Origin of the sequence: Zobellia galactanivorans, from assembly GCF_000973105.1 — a bacterium.
Classification (GTDB): domain Bacteria; phylum Bacteroidota; class Bacteroidia; order Flavobacteriales; family Flavobacteriaceae; genus Zobellia; species Zobellia galactanivorans.
The window spans coordinates 4987680-5005228 of record NC_015844.1; the positions used below are offsets into that span (position 1 = coordinate 4987680).

15 protein-coding genes are annotated in these 17549 nt (G+C 41.9%); 14 read left to right on the top strand and 1 reads right to left on the bottom strand.

Translation table 11 applies throughout. From position 1 onward, the window contains the following. Positions 1–160 precede the first annotated feature (160 nt). Positions 161–1657, top strand: a complete 1497-nt coding sequence (locus tag ZOBGAL_RS20130; protein WP_013995595.1) for a CotH kinase family protein — start codon at positions 161–163, stop codon at positions 1655–1657. 91 nt (positions 1658–1748) lie between these two features. Here the strand turns inward: ZOBGAL_RS20130 and ZOBGAL_RS20135 are convergent, their stop codons facing one another. After that, complete coding sequence (locus ZOBGAL_RS20135) at positions 1749–2246, bottom strand: hypothetical protein (protein WP_013995596.1); 498 nt, start codon at positions 2244–2246, stop codon at positions 1749–1751. Between the two features lie 274 nt (positions 2247–2520). On the opposite strand from ZOBGAL_RS20135, the gene ZOBGAL_RS20140 reads away from it, so the two are divergent. The 13 genes from ZOBGAL_RS20140 to ZOBGAL_RS20200 all read left to right on the top strand — a co-directional run bounded on the left by ZOBGAL_RS20140 (position 2521) and on the right by ZOBGAL_RS20200 (position 17195). Further along, positions 2521–3852 (top strand): TolC family protein, encoded by a 1332-nt coding sequence (locus tag ZOBGAL_RS20140; protein WP_013995597.1) that lies wholly within the window; start codon positions 2521–2523, stop codon positions 3850–3852. A 5-nt stretch (positions 3853–3857) separates the two neighbouring features. Further along, positions 3858–5075, top strand: a complete 1218-nt coding sequence (locus ZOBGAL_RS20145; protein ID WP_013995598.1) for an efflux RND transporter periplasmic adaptor subunit — start codon at positions 3858–3860, stop codon at positions 5073–5075. 9 nt (positions 5076–5084) lie between these two features. Then, entirely contained in the window at positions 5085–5828 is a 744-nt protein-coding gene (locus tag ZOBGAL_RS20150) for an ABC transporter ATP-binding protein (protein ID WP_013995599.1), read from the top strand. A gap of 2 nt (positions 5829–5830) precedes the next feature. Then, entirely contained in the window at positions 5831–7051 is a 1221-nt protein-coding gene (locus ZOBGAL_RS20155; RefSeq protein ID WP_013995600.1) for an ABC transporter permease, read from the top strand. Between the two features lie 70 nt (positions 7052–7121). Beyond that, positions 7122–8096: a sensor histidine kinase gene (locus ZOBGAL_RS20160; protein WP_231854776.1), complete on the top strand. Its 975-nt coding sequence runs from the start codon at positions 7122–7124 to the stop codon at positions 8094–8096. A 169-nt stretch (positions 8097–8265) separates the two neighbouring features. After that, on the top strand, positions 8266–10065 hold the full coding sequence (locus ZOBGAL_RS20165) for an ABC transporter ATP-binding protein (protein WP_013995602.1): 1800 nt from the start codon (positions 8266–8268) through the stop codon (positions 10063–10065). Positions 10066–10114: 49 nt separating this feature from the next. Next, positions 10115–11437 carry a YHYH protein gene (locus ZOBGAL_RS20170; protein ID WP_013995603.1) on the top strand — a complete coding sequence of 441 codons (1323 nt, stop codon included), beginning with the start codon at positions 10115–10117 and terminating at the stop codon, positions 11435–11437. A gap of 41 nt (positions 11438–11478) precedes the next feature. Further along, positions 11479–12033 (top strand): YbhB/YbcL family Raf kinase inhibitor-like protein, encoded by a 555-nt coding sequence (locus ZOBGAL_RS22935; RefSeq protein WP_052725623.1) that lies wholly within the window; start codon positions 11479–11481, stop codon positions 12031–12033. 17 nt (positions 12034–12050) lie between these two features. Further along, entirely contained in the window at positions 12051–13058 is a 1008-nt protein-coding gene (locus ZOBGAL_RS20180; RefSeq protein ID WP_013995605.1) for a hypothetical protein, read from the top strand. Between the two features lie 36 nt (positions 13059–13094). Further along, positions 13095–13829: a LytR/AlgR family response regulator transcription factor gene (locus ZOBGAL_RS20185; protein WP_013995606.1), complete on the top strand. Its 735-nt coding sequence runs from the start codon at positions 13095–13097 to the stop codon at positions 13827–13829. Between the two features lie 142 nt (positions 13830–13971). After that, positions 13972–14421 carry a KTSC domain-containing protein gene (locus ZOBGAL_RS20190; RefSeq protein WP_013995607.1) on the top strand — a complete coding sequence of 150 codons (450 nt, stop codon included), beginning with the start codon at positions 13972–13974 and terminating at the stop codon, positions 14419–14421. A 125-nt stretch (positions 14422–14546) separates the two neighbouring features. Further along, positions 14547–15878 carry a DEAD/DEAH box helicase gene (locus tag ZOBGAL_RS20195; RefSeq protein WP_013995608.1) on the top strand — a complete coding sequence of 444 codons (1332 nt, stop codon included), beginning with the start codon at positions 14547–14549 and terminating at the stop codon, positions 15876–15878. Positions 15879–15881: 3 nt separating this feature from the next. Further along, positions 15882–17195 (top strand): DEAD/DEAH box helicase, encoded by a 1314-nt coding sequence (locus ZOBGAL_RS20200; RefSeq protein WP_013995609.1) that lies wholly within the window; start codon positions 15882–15884, stop codon positions 17193–17195. Positions 17196–17549: the final 354 nt, after the last annotated feature.

Sequence of the window (17549 nt, forward strand, 5' to 3'; positions counted from 1 at the left end):
CAACCTCGCTTATATCCTTGAATCCCAACCCCTTCAAATGGGTTACCGATTCTCTATTGCCATTCACTGAAAAGAACCGCCTATTCACTGATTCTTCAAAATAGCAGTCTTTCTATTCCGCATCTTTGTACCCTAATACAAATTCTCAAACCCATTTAAAATGAAAAAAATAAGCCTATTGCTCGTACTGGCAATGCAACTTACCTTTATCGTTTCCTGTTCCGACGATGATGTGACCAATACAGACAGCGACTCGGAGACTACCGAGGAGCTCAACGACGAAACAGGGGATGAAGACGCCTATGTTGAACAGTACGCCGATACCGATTTTGAGGCCACGGATTGGACCGACGCAACACACAGCAAATCGGCCGACCCTGATTTTGAGGAAGTCTTTGCCGACAACGCCGTAAAACGTATAGACCTAGTGATTACCGAAGAACGTTGGCAGAGCATGCTTGACAACATGACGTCGTTATACGGTGAATTTGGGGGCGACTTCGGTGCCGGAAGTGGCCCTGGGGCAGGAGGCCCACCTGCTGGAGGAGCCGGTGGGGGAGGACTGGTAGAAATCGACGAGGACCCGATTTTCGTACCTGGTGAAGTTTTCTATAATGGAAAGGAATGGTATCGCGTAGGCCTTCGCTTTAAAGGAAATTCAAGTCTACAATCAAGCTGGTCCAGTGGTATCTTAAAACTATCGTTCAAGCTCGATTTTGATGAATTTGAAGATGAGTACCCACAAATTGACAACCAAAGATTCTACGGTTTCAAAAAACTAAGCCTTAAAAACAATTACAACGACAAATCGATGTTACGCGAAAAAGTGGCCACCGATGTATTCAGGGAAGCCGGATTGGCCAGTTCACATGCCGCTATTTACGAAGTGTATGTTGACCATGGCGACGGTCCTGTTTACTTTGGGGTATACACCATGGTAGAAGAAGTAGACGATACCGTAATCGATACCCAGTTTAGCGATAACGACGGCAACTTGTACAAACCTGACGGCGATGGAGCCAGTTTTGCCGAAGGCACTTTCTCCGAAGAGGTCTTTGTTAAGAAAACCAATGAAGACGAAGCCGATTATTCCGATATCCAAAGCCTTTTTGCCGCACTACACGCCGATAATCGAACAAGCGACCCCGAAGCTTGGCGAGCCAATTTGGAGACTGTTTTTGACACCGATACCTTCTTAAACTATCTGGCGGTGAATACGGTTATTCAAAACTGGGATACCTATGGTAGAATGACACACAACTACTTTCTTTACAACAATCCCGATACCGAAAAACTGGCATGGATTCCGTGGGATAATAACGAAGCCCTACAAAGAGGAAATCAAGAAGGCGCCTTGGCCTTGGATTTCTCCGACCTAAATGAAACGGAATGGCCCTTGATCGGTTATCTATACGAAGATGCCACCTACAAGGCCAAGTACGACGACTATGTTCGCGAAGTAGCCAGCAATATCTTTAGCGTAAGTAATATGCAGGCCAAATATTCGACCTATGCCGCATTGGTAGAGCCCTATGCTACCGCTGAAGTCGAAGGATACAGTTTCTTGAATTCAAGCGCCGATTTTCAGGCAGCCATAAGTGAACTGAACAGCCATGTGTCGGAAAGGGCAACGGCAGTCGATAATTATTTGAATTAGTAATATGGATGTAGTGTGATGATGCTGATATAATTCTAGAGGGGGAAATCCGGTTGCCATAGGTAACCGGATTTTTTATTATTACCATGGTTTAGAACCTAAACCGTATCGATAAGGAAAACTGGTTTATGGGTGGAAGCTTCGGTATATTCGTTTGTCCGGCAAATATCCCTACTTCCAAGACCCTCTTTTTCTTCATTCTATAACCAAGGCCCAAGTTCACGTTGATTAGGCCTCCCTGCTCGCTCCCGCTACCTTGATCGATGTCATAGGTCTTTCCCACACGTGTAAACAAATAGGTCTTCTCGTTCACATCGTATTTAAAAACTAGGGAAGGCGTAATTTGCTCATGCGTTCCAAACTTGGCGTAATTGCGTTCTAGGCCGGCGCTGAACTTTTCAGATAACTGGTAATCAAAATAACCTGTTGTAAAGACTTCTCCGTTTATACCCACGGGAGTCTCAAATCGGTATTGCGATAAATTGGTGATCAATAAGGAATCTAGGGAGACCTGTTCTTTAGGGGCTATTTGACCATACAGGGAGGAAGAAAAATAGAAACCGAAAATCACAACTACAAGATTCCGCATGAATATAGCTTTTAGCACACCTTTTTACAAATATAGGAAACAGACTACATCAGGTTTGGAGAAGGACTATTTTTTGATAGAAGTTTAACAGTGATGCTTACCATAGAAGAAAAAAGCTCATGGCTTCGTTCTAAATTCCTTTTCCGATATCATCACAAAAATTCCATCGATAAAATTCGGGGTTCCGTATAGTCAAAAGGGCCAGACTTCTATTCCTTTTTATAGTGTAGCCACATAGTTTCACCTTTGAAGTGTTAATTAAAAATACGCTTAAATGAAACTATATATACTAATGGCAAGTTTTTTAGTCGCCCAGATCGCTTTTGCCCAAGAAGCAGATACTTCTTCGGCCCCTAAAGTGTGGTCTTTGCAAGATTGTATCTCCTATGCCATAGAGAACAATATCACGGTCAAGGATGCCACCTTGAGCAAGAACATTTCCGAAGTAGACTACAGCAAGGCCAAATCATCACGATTGCCCAATCTTTTCGGTAGCGCCTCACAGGGATTCTCCAACGGAACCACCATAGACCCGATTACCAGCGATTATGTGTCGGACCAGATCCACAACACCAATTTGGGAGTCAATAGTTCCGTGACCTTATTCCAAGGGAACCAGATCAATAACCAGATCCAACAGAACAAACTGCTTCTGGAGCAAAGTAGTCTATTGGAAGAGGAAGCCAAGAACAGTATCGTAATCAGCATCTTGGAAACCTACCTACAAACACTTTACAGTAAAGAAGGAATCACCATTGCCGAAAACAATCTTGAAGCATCGGAAAAAGAAGTGCTAAGGGCCAAATCACGCCTAGATGCCGGGTCTATAGCATTGAGCGACTACACCGAGGCCCAAAGTCAGGCCGCCACCAACAAATATCAGTTGATCGCCGCCAAGAACGACTATGCACAACACATCATAACCCTGAAACAATTATTGGAACTATCACCTTTGGAAACCATGGAAATTGAGACCATGGCCGAAAACTCCGACCTGATCAACCTCGAACTCAACAAAGAGATCATTTATAGCAATGCCCTAGCATATTTACCCGAAGTGGAAGCGAGCCAGACGAACATCGCCATAAACGAAAAGGAACTGGATATTGCAAAAGGGGGTTACTTGCCCACCTTATCCTTGGTCGGTAGCCTAGGAACAGGATACACCAGCCTGAACGACAACACCTTTGGTGATCAATTAGATGTCAATTTCAACCAGAAATTAGGGTTAAGCCTAAGCATTCCCATCTTCAATAGAAACCAAACCAAGGCCGCGGTAAAGACCGCTGCAATAAATATTGAAAGAGCCCAATTACAAAAGCAAAGTGTAGAGAAAGAAGTCATAAAAAAAGTAGAAACGGCCTATGAAAATGCCGTGTCATCGCAAGAACAGCTTATTGCGGCCCAAGCCTCTTTGGAAGCGGCGGAGCAGTCCTACAAATTGGCCCAGAAAAAATACGAATTGGGGGCCCTAAGTACCACGGACCTAGTGATCAGCCAAAACACTTACACCAATGCCCAACAGAACTATTTACAGGCCAAATATCTAAATATTCTTTACCATCAACTCTTACAATTCTATCAAGGAAACGAAATTAAACTTTAACTAAAATGAAAAATAAAAGAAAAATCATAATAGGCGGTCTTGCCTTGGTTCTCATAGCTTTTGTCGCATATAGCTTTCTAAACGGAGGTGATAGCGTAACGATTGAAGCAAAGACGGTAGCGGCCCAAAAAGGAAATGTAACGACCATGGTTACGGCAACCGGAACCATTGAGCCCATCACCCAAGTGGAAGTAGGTACCCAGGTATCGGGGGTCGTCGAAAAGATCTATGTGGATTATAACAGTGTGGTTACCGAAGGACAACTGATTGCCGAGTTGGACAAAACAAACCTCAAGGCCGCTACCGTTCAGGCACAAGCGGCCTATGACAATGCGGTCAGTCAGAGAAACTACACCAAGACCATCTACGAAAGACAAAAGACCTTGTTCGAAAACCAAGTTATTAGCCAATCGGATTTCGATGATGCGGTATACAATTACGAAACGGCAAAAGGTAACGTAACCCAACGTTTATCGGACCTACAAAAGGCCAAGACCAATCTGGAATACGCCAATATCTATTCTCCCATAGACGGGGTCGTACTGTCGAGGGATATTGACGAAGGCCAAACGGTCGCGGCCAGTTATAGTACGCCCACGCTTTTTACCATTGCACAAGACCTAAGGGAAATGCAAGTAGAAGCCGATGTAGATGAAGCCGATATAGGGCAGGTTCAAGAAGGCCAACGCGTAAGTTTTACGGTAGATGCCTATCAAGGAGAGATATTTTCCGGAATCGTAACACAGGTGAGGCTCAACCCCACGGTAACCTCAAATGTAGTTACCTACACCGTGGTCATTAAAGCCGACAACCCTGACTTGAAGCTTAAACCAGGACTAACGGCTACCATTTCCATATACACCTTGGAATTGAAGGATGTACTATCGGTCGAAGCCAAGGCCATCAATTTTAAACCGAGCCCGCCGGAACTAATGGCTTACAACAAACAACAGAACCTAAGTATGGCCCGACCCGAACACCCTATGGAATCGGATGAAGAAGCGACCGTAGTTTGGATCTACGGAGCCAATGGGGCCATATCTCCACAGAAAGTGACCCTAGGGGCCAGCGATGGGGTAAAGGTTCAGATTTTGAGCGGAATAAAAGAAGGCGATCAATTGGTCTACAGTCTAAAATCGGAATCCACTATAGCCACCTCTGAACCTAGCGGCTCAAGTGAAAGTCCTTTTATGCCCAAACCACCGGGAAGCAAAAAGAAATAACAAACAGCCATGAGCAAAGAGATCATTAAAATACAAGATTTAAAACGCGACTTTACCATGGGCACTGAAACGGTCCATGCGCTACGGGGTATCTCGTTCGCCATTAATGAAGGCGAGTTCGTGACGATTATGGGATCGAGTGGTTCTGGAAAAAGTACCTTACTGAATATTTTGGGCTGTTTGGACCAACCTACATCGGGCACGTATGAAATTGACGGGCTAAAAGTAAAGGATCTGAGCCGAAACGAGTTGGCTACCATCCGCAACGAGAAAATCGGTTTTATTTTTCAATCGTACAACCTGTTGGCACGTACTTCGGCCATTGAGAACGTAGAACTTCCCCTTTTGTACAATAGCAAGGTCTCTACCGAAGAACGTCGTGAACGTGCCATAAAGGCATTGGAAATGGTAGGTTTGGCCGACCGCCTGCACCATACACCTTCACAGCTTTCGGGCGGTCAGCAGCAGCGTGTGGCCATTGCCCGTTCATTGGTGAACAATCCGGTAATGATCCTGGCCGATGAGGCTACGGGAAATTTGGACACCCGCACATCTTACGAGATCATGTCGCTTTTTCAAGAACTGAACAAGCAGGGCATCACCATCACCTTTGTTACCCACGAACCCGATATTGCCACCTTTAGTAGTAGAACTATCGTATTGAAAGATGGTAATATCATTCAAGATTACTTGAACGACAACATACAATCGGCAGCAGAAGAATTAGCAAAATTACCTAAAGAAGACCATTGACCATGAGACTATTAAACTTATTAAAAATAGCCTATAAAGCTATTGTCCTTAACAAGTTAAGGACCTTATTGACCATGTTGGGAATCATTATTGGCGTGGCTTCGGTAATCGCCATGTTGGCTATTGGCGAAGGTTCCAAGGAAAGTATTCGCAGTACGATCTCGAGTATGGGTTCGAACATGATCACGATACGGCCGGGCGAAGATGTGCGCGGAGGGGTACGGCAAGATGCCAGTGCCATGGAATCGCTTACCCTAGATGATTATTACGCCATTAAAGAAAAGACCGAGTTATTGAGTTATGTTTCTCCTTTGGTCAATGGGGGCGGTCAGGTCATAAACGGATCAAATAACTGGCCTTCTACGATTTACGGGGTAAACCCCGAGTATTTAGACATTAAGGTGGTCGGCCTGCAAAGCGGAAGCATGTTTACCGATGCCGAAGTAAAGTCCGCCTCCAAGGTAGCCGTGATCGGGCAAACGGTGGTCGATAATGTCTTTCCCGATGGAACCGACCCCGTTGGGCAAATGATCCGTTTTAACAACATTCCCTTTATGGTCATCGGGGTACTCGAGGAAAAAGGGGAAAACACCTTTGGCCAAGATCAAGACGATGTGGTCATTGCCCCTTATACCACGGTTCAAAAGCGTATTCTGGCCATTGACCATTTAAACCAGATCATGGCCTCTTCCATTAGTGAGGAAGACGCTCCGGATGCCGTTGAGGAAGTGACCGAAATTTTACGGGCCCAGCACAAACTTTCCGCCACCGAAGACGATGACTTTCATGTTCGTTCTATGGAAGAATTAATTTCTACCTTTAGCTCCACCAGTGAAATGCTGACCATTCTTTTGGTAGCCGTAGCGGGTATTTCATTGCTGATCGGCGGTATAGGGATTATGAACATCATGTATGTTTCGGTAAAGGAACGTACCAAGGAAATCGGTCTGCGAATGGCCGTAGGAGGGAAGGGTTCCGATATTTTGATGCAATTTTTGATCGAGGCCATCCTTATTAGCATTACCGGTGGTGTCCTTGGGGTCATCTTAGGATTGGGAGCTACCGTTTTTATTGAAAAGTTCTTACATTGGCCCACAAGTGTGGCCTTATATTCCATAATCATATCCTTTGCCGTATGTGCGGTTACAGGTATATTTTTTGGATGGTACCCCGCAAGAAAAGCTTCGGTCTTAGACCCGATTACCGCATTGCGCTATGAATAAAACAGTTATGTATAAAAACAAAAAAGTAATATTCTTTCAGCATCTACTGATATGGCTTGTCCTATTTAGTATGCCCTATATATTATCATACGGGCAAGATCCGGATATCAATAGGCTTATCGCCCACTTTTTGGTCCCGATGTTGTTCTATGCGATTATTTTCTATCTCAATTTTTTCCTTCTGATAGATAAGTTCTTGTTTCCCAAGAAAACCCTTAGGTTCATCCTTATCAACCTTATGGCCATTGCTTTCTTTATGTTTTTGAAAGAACTGATAGAGGACCTCTTTTTTCAAGATCTTACGCGAAAACCTCCGGGCGATAATACAAAAGATGGGCCGCCCATAAAACTGTTCCTATATGTGCAGATGATTTCCTATGCGGCACCCGTACTTTTTTCCATTGCGATAAAAACCACGAAGCAATGGATGAGGACGGAAGCGGAACGCAAAGAGGCCATTAATTTTAAACTACAGACCGAACTGCAGCATTTGCGCTATCAATTACAGCCGCATTTCTTTTTCAATTCGCTGAACAATATCTACTCATTGGTCGATATTTCCCCGGAAAAGGCCAAATCTACCATTCATAGCCTAGGGAAGCTCATGCGCTACCTTTTGTACGAAACCAATACGGAATTGGTGCCCCTCTCCAAGGAGATTGAATTTATGAGAAAGTATATTGACCTTATGAAATTGAGGATTTCGGACAAGACGGAAGTGGAATCTAGTTTTCCGGTTGCCGATCCCTCTATAAAAATTGCCCCGCTATTATTTATATCCTTGATAGAAAATGCTTTTAAACACGGGGTTTCCGCCAATAGGGAAAGCATTATATCCATTGATATGACGACGCAAAAAAACACGGTGAACTTTACTATAGAGAACCACAATTTCCCGAAAGAAGACAATGACAAAAGCGGTTCGGGCATCGGCTTGAAAAATCTTGAAAAACGTTTGCAGTTATTATATCCCAATAAATATACCTTTGAAAAGGAACTCAAAACGGGGGTTTATAGGGTTCATCTAACAATAGAAACTAACTAAGCATCATAGGGCCCATATTTTTTTGAATAGTATTGAAAATGATAAACCAAATACTCTAATCCAATTATAACTATGTTGTGAATAATATTTCTTAGTGTTATTAAATAAGTACAATAACCTTACTCAAGTTATCTTATTTCATAGACACAATTCGTTCAAACTTTAATATATGAAAGATGCCTCTAAGCAAACGCTTGTAGAGCTTTTTAAAAAACTTTGGGATTACGTTAAACCTTATAGAAAATTGGTCATTGCGTCTTTAATCCTAACCATAATTGGCGCATTATTGGCGCAGGTTAATGCGTTAGTATTACGCTACACCGTTGATGAATTAACAACCTTAAGTAACGCTAATAAAACACTAAAAGAAGGGTTTACGCTATTAGCCATAATTAGCATTATTCTTCTATTAAAAGAAGGTTTTTATGCACTAGTACAATTTGGTCAAAAGTTCTATGGAGAAAAAATGAAAATTTACATTTCAAAAGACTTTGCGCAAAACATTGTAGAACGCATATTGACTTACAAAATGGCCTTTTACAGTTCTCCAACTAATGAAAGCGGCAAATTACAAACCAGAATAGATTTAGGCGTTACAAGCCTTACGCAGTTGGTAAAAAACTTTTTTATTGACATATTACCTTTATTCTTTAATGCTTTTGTCGCTTTAATTATCATGTTTAACGCCAACGTATATGTGGGATTAGTGAGTCTATCAATTATTCCACTTTTCTTCTACATAAGCAGTCTACAAGCTAAAAAATTGAAAGGCTTTAGACGCACCATGAGGAAGTATAGAGAAACAAAAAATAATGGCATTATTGGTTTAATAAATTCTATTACCGTTATAAAATCTTTTACAAGAGAAAGTTTTGAAAGTAAAAAGCACGAAGCCATTCAGTTAGACATGACTGAAAATCAATTACAAACAAGAAAATTAAGTTTCTTATTTGACGGATTGAAGAAATTCACAGAACAATTTGGAGTCGTAATTATTATCATATTAACCGCTTATTTTGTTTTAAATGGTAGCATGACTATCGGCGCCATAATGTTTCATATTTTACTATTCAACAATGTATCGGCACCTATACAACAATTGCATCGCATATATGACGAAGTACAAGATGCGATAATATATTCGGATGCGTTTTTTGAAATTATGGACGCCGATGAAGAAACAGAATTAAGTGGTACTTATATTCCCGAAAAATTCACCGGTACTTTTGAAATTGAAAATGTAGATTTTGCATATCCTAACGGAACTAAAGCCCTTTATGATGTTTCCATGGTTTTTAAACCCAATACGATAAATGCTCTAGTTGGTCTAAGTGGTGCTGGAAAAAGTACAGTGATTAATTTGTTAGATAAGTTCTACGCACCCACTTCAGGTAAAATACTTTTAGATGGTGTTGATTTACAAGAGTATGATACGCATTGGTTAAGAGATAACATCGGATTGGTATTACAAAAGAACCATATATTCAATGGTAGCATTAAAGAAAACATCCTTTACGGAAAAGAAAATGCTACAGACGACGAGGTTGTAGCAGCAGCAAAACAAGCCTATATTCATGAGCAAATTATTCAATTGCCAGAGGGCTATAATTCAAAAGCAACATTATTATCTGGTGGACAACAACAGCGGGTTTCTATAGCACGATTATTTCTAAAAAACCCTCCTATTATTTTTCTTGATGAACCCACGGCGAGTTTGGATGCCATAGCAACTGAAAAAATCAAGAAAAGTTTAGACGCCATAAAAAAAGGGCGAACGGTAATCGTTATTTCCCACAGTATTTCTCAAATAATTGACGCCGAAAATGTCATTGTTTTAGAAAAAGGAAAAGTTATCGAACAGGGTACGCATGAAGCATTATATAATAATGAAAGTGCTTATTTCAAAATATTTAATGCGATGGCAAATAGCTTAAATATTGATAAAATTAAAAACACATTAAAAGAATAAATTTCTGATTTTAATTTCAAAACAACTATAAAGATTAAAGCGAAAGACTATGAAATATTTAATTTTAATTATCCTCGTCGTCTTATCTTTTAGTTCTATTTCCGCTCATGAAGGTGGACATGGAATTCCATTAAAACAATGGGAGTTAGCAACAAATAAATTATTCAAAGCCGATTTTATTAAATATGAAAACGATGAAGTTTGGCTTTTGGATAGCGACCATACTATTAGAATCTTTCAGATTTCAGATTTTTCGGACGAAGATCAAAAGTATATTAAAAACAAAAGTGAATATATCCATTCTTTAAACACCAATACGACTATTGAAAGTGGTTCGCAATCATTTTCAAGTTATAATGGGGCGCTCATTGGTTTGGGTATTTTTCTTTTGTGCTTCTCTCTTTTTAAATTGATAAAACAAAAAAAATCAATTTACCTGATCCATGGCGTACTTGGTTTAGGTGTTGTTTTAATTGTATCGTGCAAAGACACTAGCATCCCTAAAACCGGGAGAAGGGAAGTACCATCAAATGACGTTTCACTGATGCAAACCTATTTTGGCAAGTTTGAAGGTGTTACAACACGTTCAGACGAAAACTATCTCTATGTTTCATCAAATGGCCTACCGGATCACGACATGATGGTAGGTATAACAAACTGGCAACAACAAGTTCCTATTAACCAAGATTACACGGGAGATAATAGTTGGGCCATTCCCATCCATCCAAAAATGGCGGAACATCCGCTATCTACAAAAACCAATTTGTTAAAAGGTGCAATTGCCGTTGCCGTAAACGGAATTCCCATTTTCAACCCTTTGAACAATAGGGGGGAAGATGCCAATGCTATTGGGGAATTGGACAATTGGGGCGGACATTGTGGTCGTGCAGACGATTATCATTATCATTTACCGCCATTACACCTACAAGATCAAGTGGGCACCGGCAACCCCGTGGCCTATGCCGTAGATGGTTTTCCTGTCTATGGTGAAACAACGGACACCTTGGATGCCTATTTAGGAAAAACAAACCCCGATGGTTCGTATCAATACCACACCATTAAGGAATATCCCTATTTTATTGCGGGCATGAGAGGGGAAGTACAATTAGACCCAAAAACTAAAGCGCCCGAAAATCAGGTGTACCCCCAACCGAGAACACAGGAACTGCGACCTGCATTAAGACCCTTACGAGGTGCTAAAATTATCGATTTTAAATCGTTGGGAGAAAATTCATATGCCTTGACATACAGCCTGGATTCAAAGGAATATACCATAAATTATGGTTGGAACAGCGCAGGTACCTACACCTATGAATTTATAAATCCCGATGGTACATCAACCGTTGAAACCTATAAGCCGAGACAAAAATGAGCTATTCAAAATACTTAATCCCCATATGTTTCCTTTGTTTAATGTCCTGTAAAAACCGGGACAAAGCGATTACAAAAGTTAATCACGATGATTTTAAAACGATCCATTCCGATTTTAAACTAACAAGTGTCGCGATAGGGAATGGCGTTTTATTGGATGCCTACAAGTGTGAAGAGAAGGTAAACGATGTTGAAAACTCCATACCGCTTTCGTGGCAAAATGTACCTGAGGGCACTAAATCTTTAGCCATCGTTATGTACCATTATCCGAAAAAGGATGATAAGACCGAGGTCAATTCGTATCTGTTATTATGGGGCATTGACCCTGAAACAACCGAAATACCATATAAAATGGCTTCCAAAGGATCTTGGTTTATGGGATCGAATAAAGATGGTACGGCCATTTCCTATACATCGCCTTGTTCTCGTGGAAAAGGCAAACACGAATACACCATAGCCCTTTATGCCTTATCGGAAACACCTGCTTCCTTACCTAGGGAACACAGTTTAAGTGTAGATTACAATGTATTTATGAATGCATTGGCCACCGTGAAAATTATTGATAGGACGACTTTAACATTTGTAGACTCTAATTAAATTAAAACAAGCATAAAATGATGTACGTAAAGAACTTTATACCAGTGCTTTTTTTCGCCTGTTTCACCTTGATAGCGTGCAAAAACAGTAAAAAAAATAAACCTGAAAATCCAGAAACTTATACAGGAACTGCTTCTGTATCCCAAGGGCCGGCAACCGTGCTTACTCAAAACATATTTGAATGTGATAGAGGTAGAAAAGCGCCAATTGGTACATCTACTGCAACAGATGGTAGTCAATGGACGGTTCCCGCTGAGGTTAATTTTACCGATGACAGCTTTCCTTTTGCTTCGGATTTGTTTAATCCTTGTACAAAAGTGGAATATCGATCTGCCGATGAGGCATTGGCCGCTTTGGATGGGACGGATATAATAGAAGTGGATGCCGATGGCGAACTGATTACGGCCTATGTATTTGCCGATAACTATTTTGAAATGTACATTAATGGCGTTCCTGTGGGAAAAGACAATGTGCCTTTTACACAGTTCAATTCCAACATCCTTCGATTTAAGGTGAACAGGCCTTTTACGATAGCCATGAAATTGGTCGATTGGGAAGAAAACAGTGGCTTGGGCTCCGAGGCCAACAGGGGGCAGGCATTCCATCCGGGAGATGGCGGTATGGTGGCCGTGTTTAAAGATGCCAAAGGTGATATAATTGCCACAACAAATTCCGATTGGAAGGCCCAAACATTTTACACGGCACCCTTAAGGGATTTGTCCTGTGCATCAGAACAAGGATCCCTAAGGTTAAGCGATGCTTGCAGTACCGAAGACTCCAATGATGGTACATCGTATTACGCGTTGCATTGGAAAACACCTTTAAATTGGCAATCGGCTGATTTTGATGATGGCGAATGGCCTAATGCAACCGAGTTTACCAACAATACTATAGGTGTCGATAATAAACCGGCATATACCAATTTTACGGATGTTTTTGATAATAGTGCGGCTGATGCCCGATTTATATGGTCTACCAATGTAATTTTAGACAACGAAGTACTGGTTAGGTACACAGTAGATTAAATACAAAAAATTACTTTTGGCCAAAACAAAACCTAAATGGAAGCAATACAACTGAAGTGCATGATCGTAGACGACGAGCCTATGGCCCTGAACCTAGTGGAGAGTTATGTGGAAAAAACGCCCTATCTGATACTGAAAAAGAAATGCAATAGCGCCATAGAAGCTATTGAATATATCCGAACCGAAACGGTAGACCTGCTCTTTTTAGATATTCAGATGCCCGACCTTACAGGACTCGAATTTTCTAAAATGTTGCCCAAACATACCCGGGTCATTTTTACCACGGCCTTTGACCAGTATGCCTTGGAAGGCTTTAAGGTAGAAGCCTTGGATTATTTGTTGAAACCTTTCGACTATGCCGAGTTTTTGACCGCTTCTAACAAAGCCTTGGAATGGTTTACCCTGCTTCGAGGCCAACACAAAACCTCGATTTCCGATGAAAAGGAATTTCTCTTTGTAAAATCGGAATACAAGCAGTTGCGCATTAAACTCTCCGATGTACTCTATTTTGAAGGCTTAAAGGACTATATCAAGATATGGCTGAAAGACAATCCCAAACCGGTGCTCACCTTGATGAGCCTAAAAAATCTGGAAGAGGAACTACCCGAAGCCCAATTTATGAGGGTACACCGCTCATTTATCGTATCCTTAAAAAACATTGAAGTCGTTGAGCGAAGCCAAATCGTTATCAACGACCAGCGGATTACGGTTTCGGAGCAATACAAGCCAAAGTTTTTGGAGTTTATCAATGACAATTCATTGAACACCTGACTTCTTCCATTATCGTCCTAGTGTATATCTAGATTTTTACCCAAAAAGGAAAAGAGCCGATTTCCCACTAAAATATAAAAGCCCGAATAAGCCTAAGTGGTTCAAAATAAAGGCGTAGCTTTGCCGCTTCAAAAAAAAGTCTATGAAGCGTATCGGTCAGTATAAGAAGTTATTTGGAATTGAAAAGGAGATTGAACTTAAGGCACTTAAGTCAACCTACCGCAATTTGGTCAAGGAATGGCATCCGGATAAATTTCAAGAAGGCGACGCCAAACGCGAAGAGGCCGAAGTCAATAGCCGAGCTATCATCGACGGATACCACTTTTTGGTGAGTATCGCCCCTGAGACCATAGCGGCAAATTTGGAAGCCTATACCGAAACGATAAACAATTCGGGTATTGCCGATTACGTACACAAGGGCATGCTTTTGGAAATTACCTTTTTAGACGGTACTACCTATGAGTATTTTGGTGTTACCAAGCCCGTTTATATGAAAATGGTCAATTCCAATAAATTGAACCGTTTTGCGAAACGTAGCATTTACCCAAACTACATTTACAGAAAATCCAAACGTACGCTTCAAGAAGCTTAAGCCTTGTTTTTTAATACCATTACAAAAGGGGCTTATTCTTTTAAGTCCCTTTTTTTCAATCAAATCGTCCGTCATTTTACACAATTCGCCGACGTCCCCTGCCTATCTTTGCTTAAATTTATCATATGTCGAAATCATTTTCAGCTTTAGGGATCAACGAACAACTGCTACAGAGTTTAGCCCACCTAAAAATTTCCGTTCCCACCGATATTCAAAAGAAAACCATTCCCGTCTTATTAAAGCAAAAGGATGATGTAGTGGCCTTGGCCAAGACGGGAACCGGTAAGACCGCGGCTTTTGGCCTGCCCTTGCTTCAATTGATACATACCGATAAAACAGAGGTACAGGCCGTTATTCTATCGCCAACACGGGAATTGGGGCAACAGATCTACGAGAACCTGGTTTCCTTTGCGGCCCATAGTCCCGCCATATCCATTGCTTCCGCTTGTGGCGGTATTCCCATAAAACCACAAATAGAACGGTTAAAGGAAACAACGCATATTATCGTAGCTACACCCGGCCGATTGATCGACTTGATCCAACGGAAGGCCGTTAGCCTAAAAAAACTAAGGTACTTGGTCTTAGACGAGGCCGACGAGATGGTAACCGCCCTGAAAACGGACTTGGATACCCTAGATGCCGAGATGCCCAAATCGAGACGTACATTGCTCTTTACCGCCACCATGCCGGGAACGGTAAAGCAATTGGTACAGAACTATATGTCGAAGCACGTAGTGCACCTAGAGGCCGATATGGCACAAATGGGCCACCAAGGCATCGACCATAAATATATGGTAGTCGAACCTATTGAAAAACTCGAGGTGCTGCTCCACTTTTTAAATAGCAAAGAAGGGGAGCGCGGAATCATCTTCTGCAAGACCAAAGCGGCAGTGAATAAACTGGCAAAGAAATTGGCCATCAACAAATTTTCTTCCGGATCCATTCACGGTAGTCTCACCCAAGGAATCCGAGATCGGATCATGGGGCAGTTCAGGGAAGGGTTTATCGATATTCTTGTAGCTACGGATTTGGCCGCCCGTGGTATTGACGTTAAGGAAATATCCTATGTGGTGAATTACCACTTGCCCGATACCTATGAAGCCTATGTACACCGAAGCGGCCGTACAGCTAGGGCAGGGGCAAAGGGACTTTCATTAACCATTATCCAAGAAGAGGAACGGAAAGACATTCCGGAATTTGAAAAGGAACTGGGACTCGTTTTCAACGAACTTAAAAAACAAGGGGCCGAAGATAGGGAAGAAACCAATTTGGTACTGTGGGCCAAGAAAATTTTCAAGACCAAACCGAACCGAAACCTTTCCCCGGAAACTAAGGAAAAAATAAAAACCATTTTCCATCATTTGACCAAGGAAGAATTGATAGAAAAAGTACTGGCCGACCATGTGATGCACCACACCACGGCCAACCACAAAATAGAGGCGTCTTCAAAGCACTGATCCATGGCCAACAACATTCGTAATCAACAGGATATTTTAGCGAAACTCAAGATTTCGGCATTGAACCCCATGCAAGAGGAAGCCCTTGACACCATTGCAAAAACCACCAACACGGTTTTGCTTTCGCCAACGGGCACCGGTAAGACCTTGGCCTTTCTTTTGCCCCTTATCGACAGCCTAGATCCAGAGTGTACCGAAATACAAGCCTTGATCTTAGTGCCCTCACGCGAACTGGCCATACAGATCGAACAAGTGGTCCGTGATATGGGCTCCGGTTTTAAGGTGAATGCGGTATACGGCGGTCGACCTATTTCCAAGGATAAAATTGAATTAAAGCATACACCGGCGATCCTCATAGGTACACCGGGAAGGATTGCCGACCATTTTGGTAGCGGTCGTTTTTCTAAAACGGATATCAGGACCTTGGTCTTGGATGAGTTTGACAAATCGCTGGAAACGGGATTTGAAGGTGAAATGAGTACGATCATCAACCAATTGCCCCATCTGAACAAGCGTATACTTACTTCCGCTACACAGGGGGTTGAAATTCCGAAATTCGTTCGATTGGACCAAGCCGTAACCATCGATTACCTAGCGGCCAAAAAAGAATCGAAACTGACCATAAAAACCGTGATTTCAACGGATAAGGATAAATTACGGACCTTGGCCGAACTGCTGCTCCACCTTGGCGACCAACCCGGAATCATCTTTTGCAATTTTAGGGAGAGCATCGAACGTGTCAGCGGGTTTTTAGATAAAAACAGAATCCAATATACCTGTTTTTCAGGGGGGATGGAACAAAGGGACAGGGAACGTTCATTGATCAAATTCAGAAATGGCACTAGCCGAATATTGATCGCTACGGATTTGGCGGCAAGGGGCATAGATATTCCCGAGTTGAAGTATATCGTTCATTACGAACTTCCCAGGGCCGTAGAGGAATTCACCCACCGTAATGGCAGAACGGCCCGTGTAGATGCCAAAGGAACGGCCTATGTCTTGCAATACAAAAATGAACATGTACCCGAGTTCATCAAAGGTGCCGAAAGTATCGCTATTGGCGAAAAAACGGCCCGCAAACCCCAGTTGTGGGAAACCCTGTTTATTTCCGGCGGCAGAAAGGACAAGATCTCAAAAGGGGATATTGCCGGACTCTTCTTTAAGCAAGGGGGTATCAAAAAAGATCAGTTGGGCGTTATCGAGCTCAAACAAGATTGTGCCTTTGTGGCCGTTCCCTTGTCGATTGCCGATCAGTTAGTCGGAACATTGAACAACTCGCGCTTAAAGAACAAGAAAGTTCGCGTTTCCATTTTGTAAAAACAGCGATAATCGCCCCTTGATTTTAATGAAAAACTTAAACTTGGGCGCCGATTATTTGTCACCAATCAGCGGCTTCCTTTAAAATTCCCCCTCCGAAATGGGGCCAAACCCCTCTTTTGAAGAGCAAAAAGACATGGATAAGGCATAAAAAACACCTAATCTTAATCGAGCACATTTTACGGATATCTTCCTAAAACCACAACTTACCACAGAATACCGTCTATAATCATTGAACAATGAGTGCATATTTAGGCCAAATGGGCCGAAATTCAATGAATACTTAAAAGTTGGTTTTATAAGAAGTTGAAAATAAGTAAATTAAAATGTTGAATGTTGGGAAATTGGCGCCAT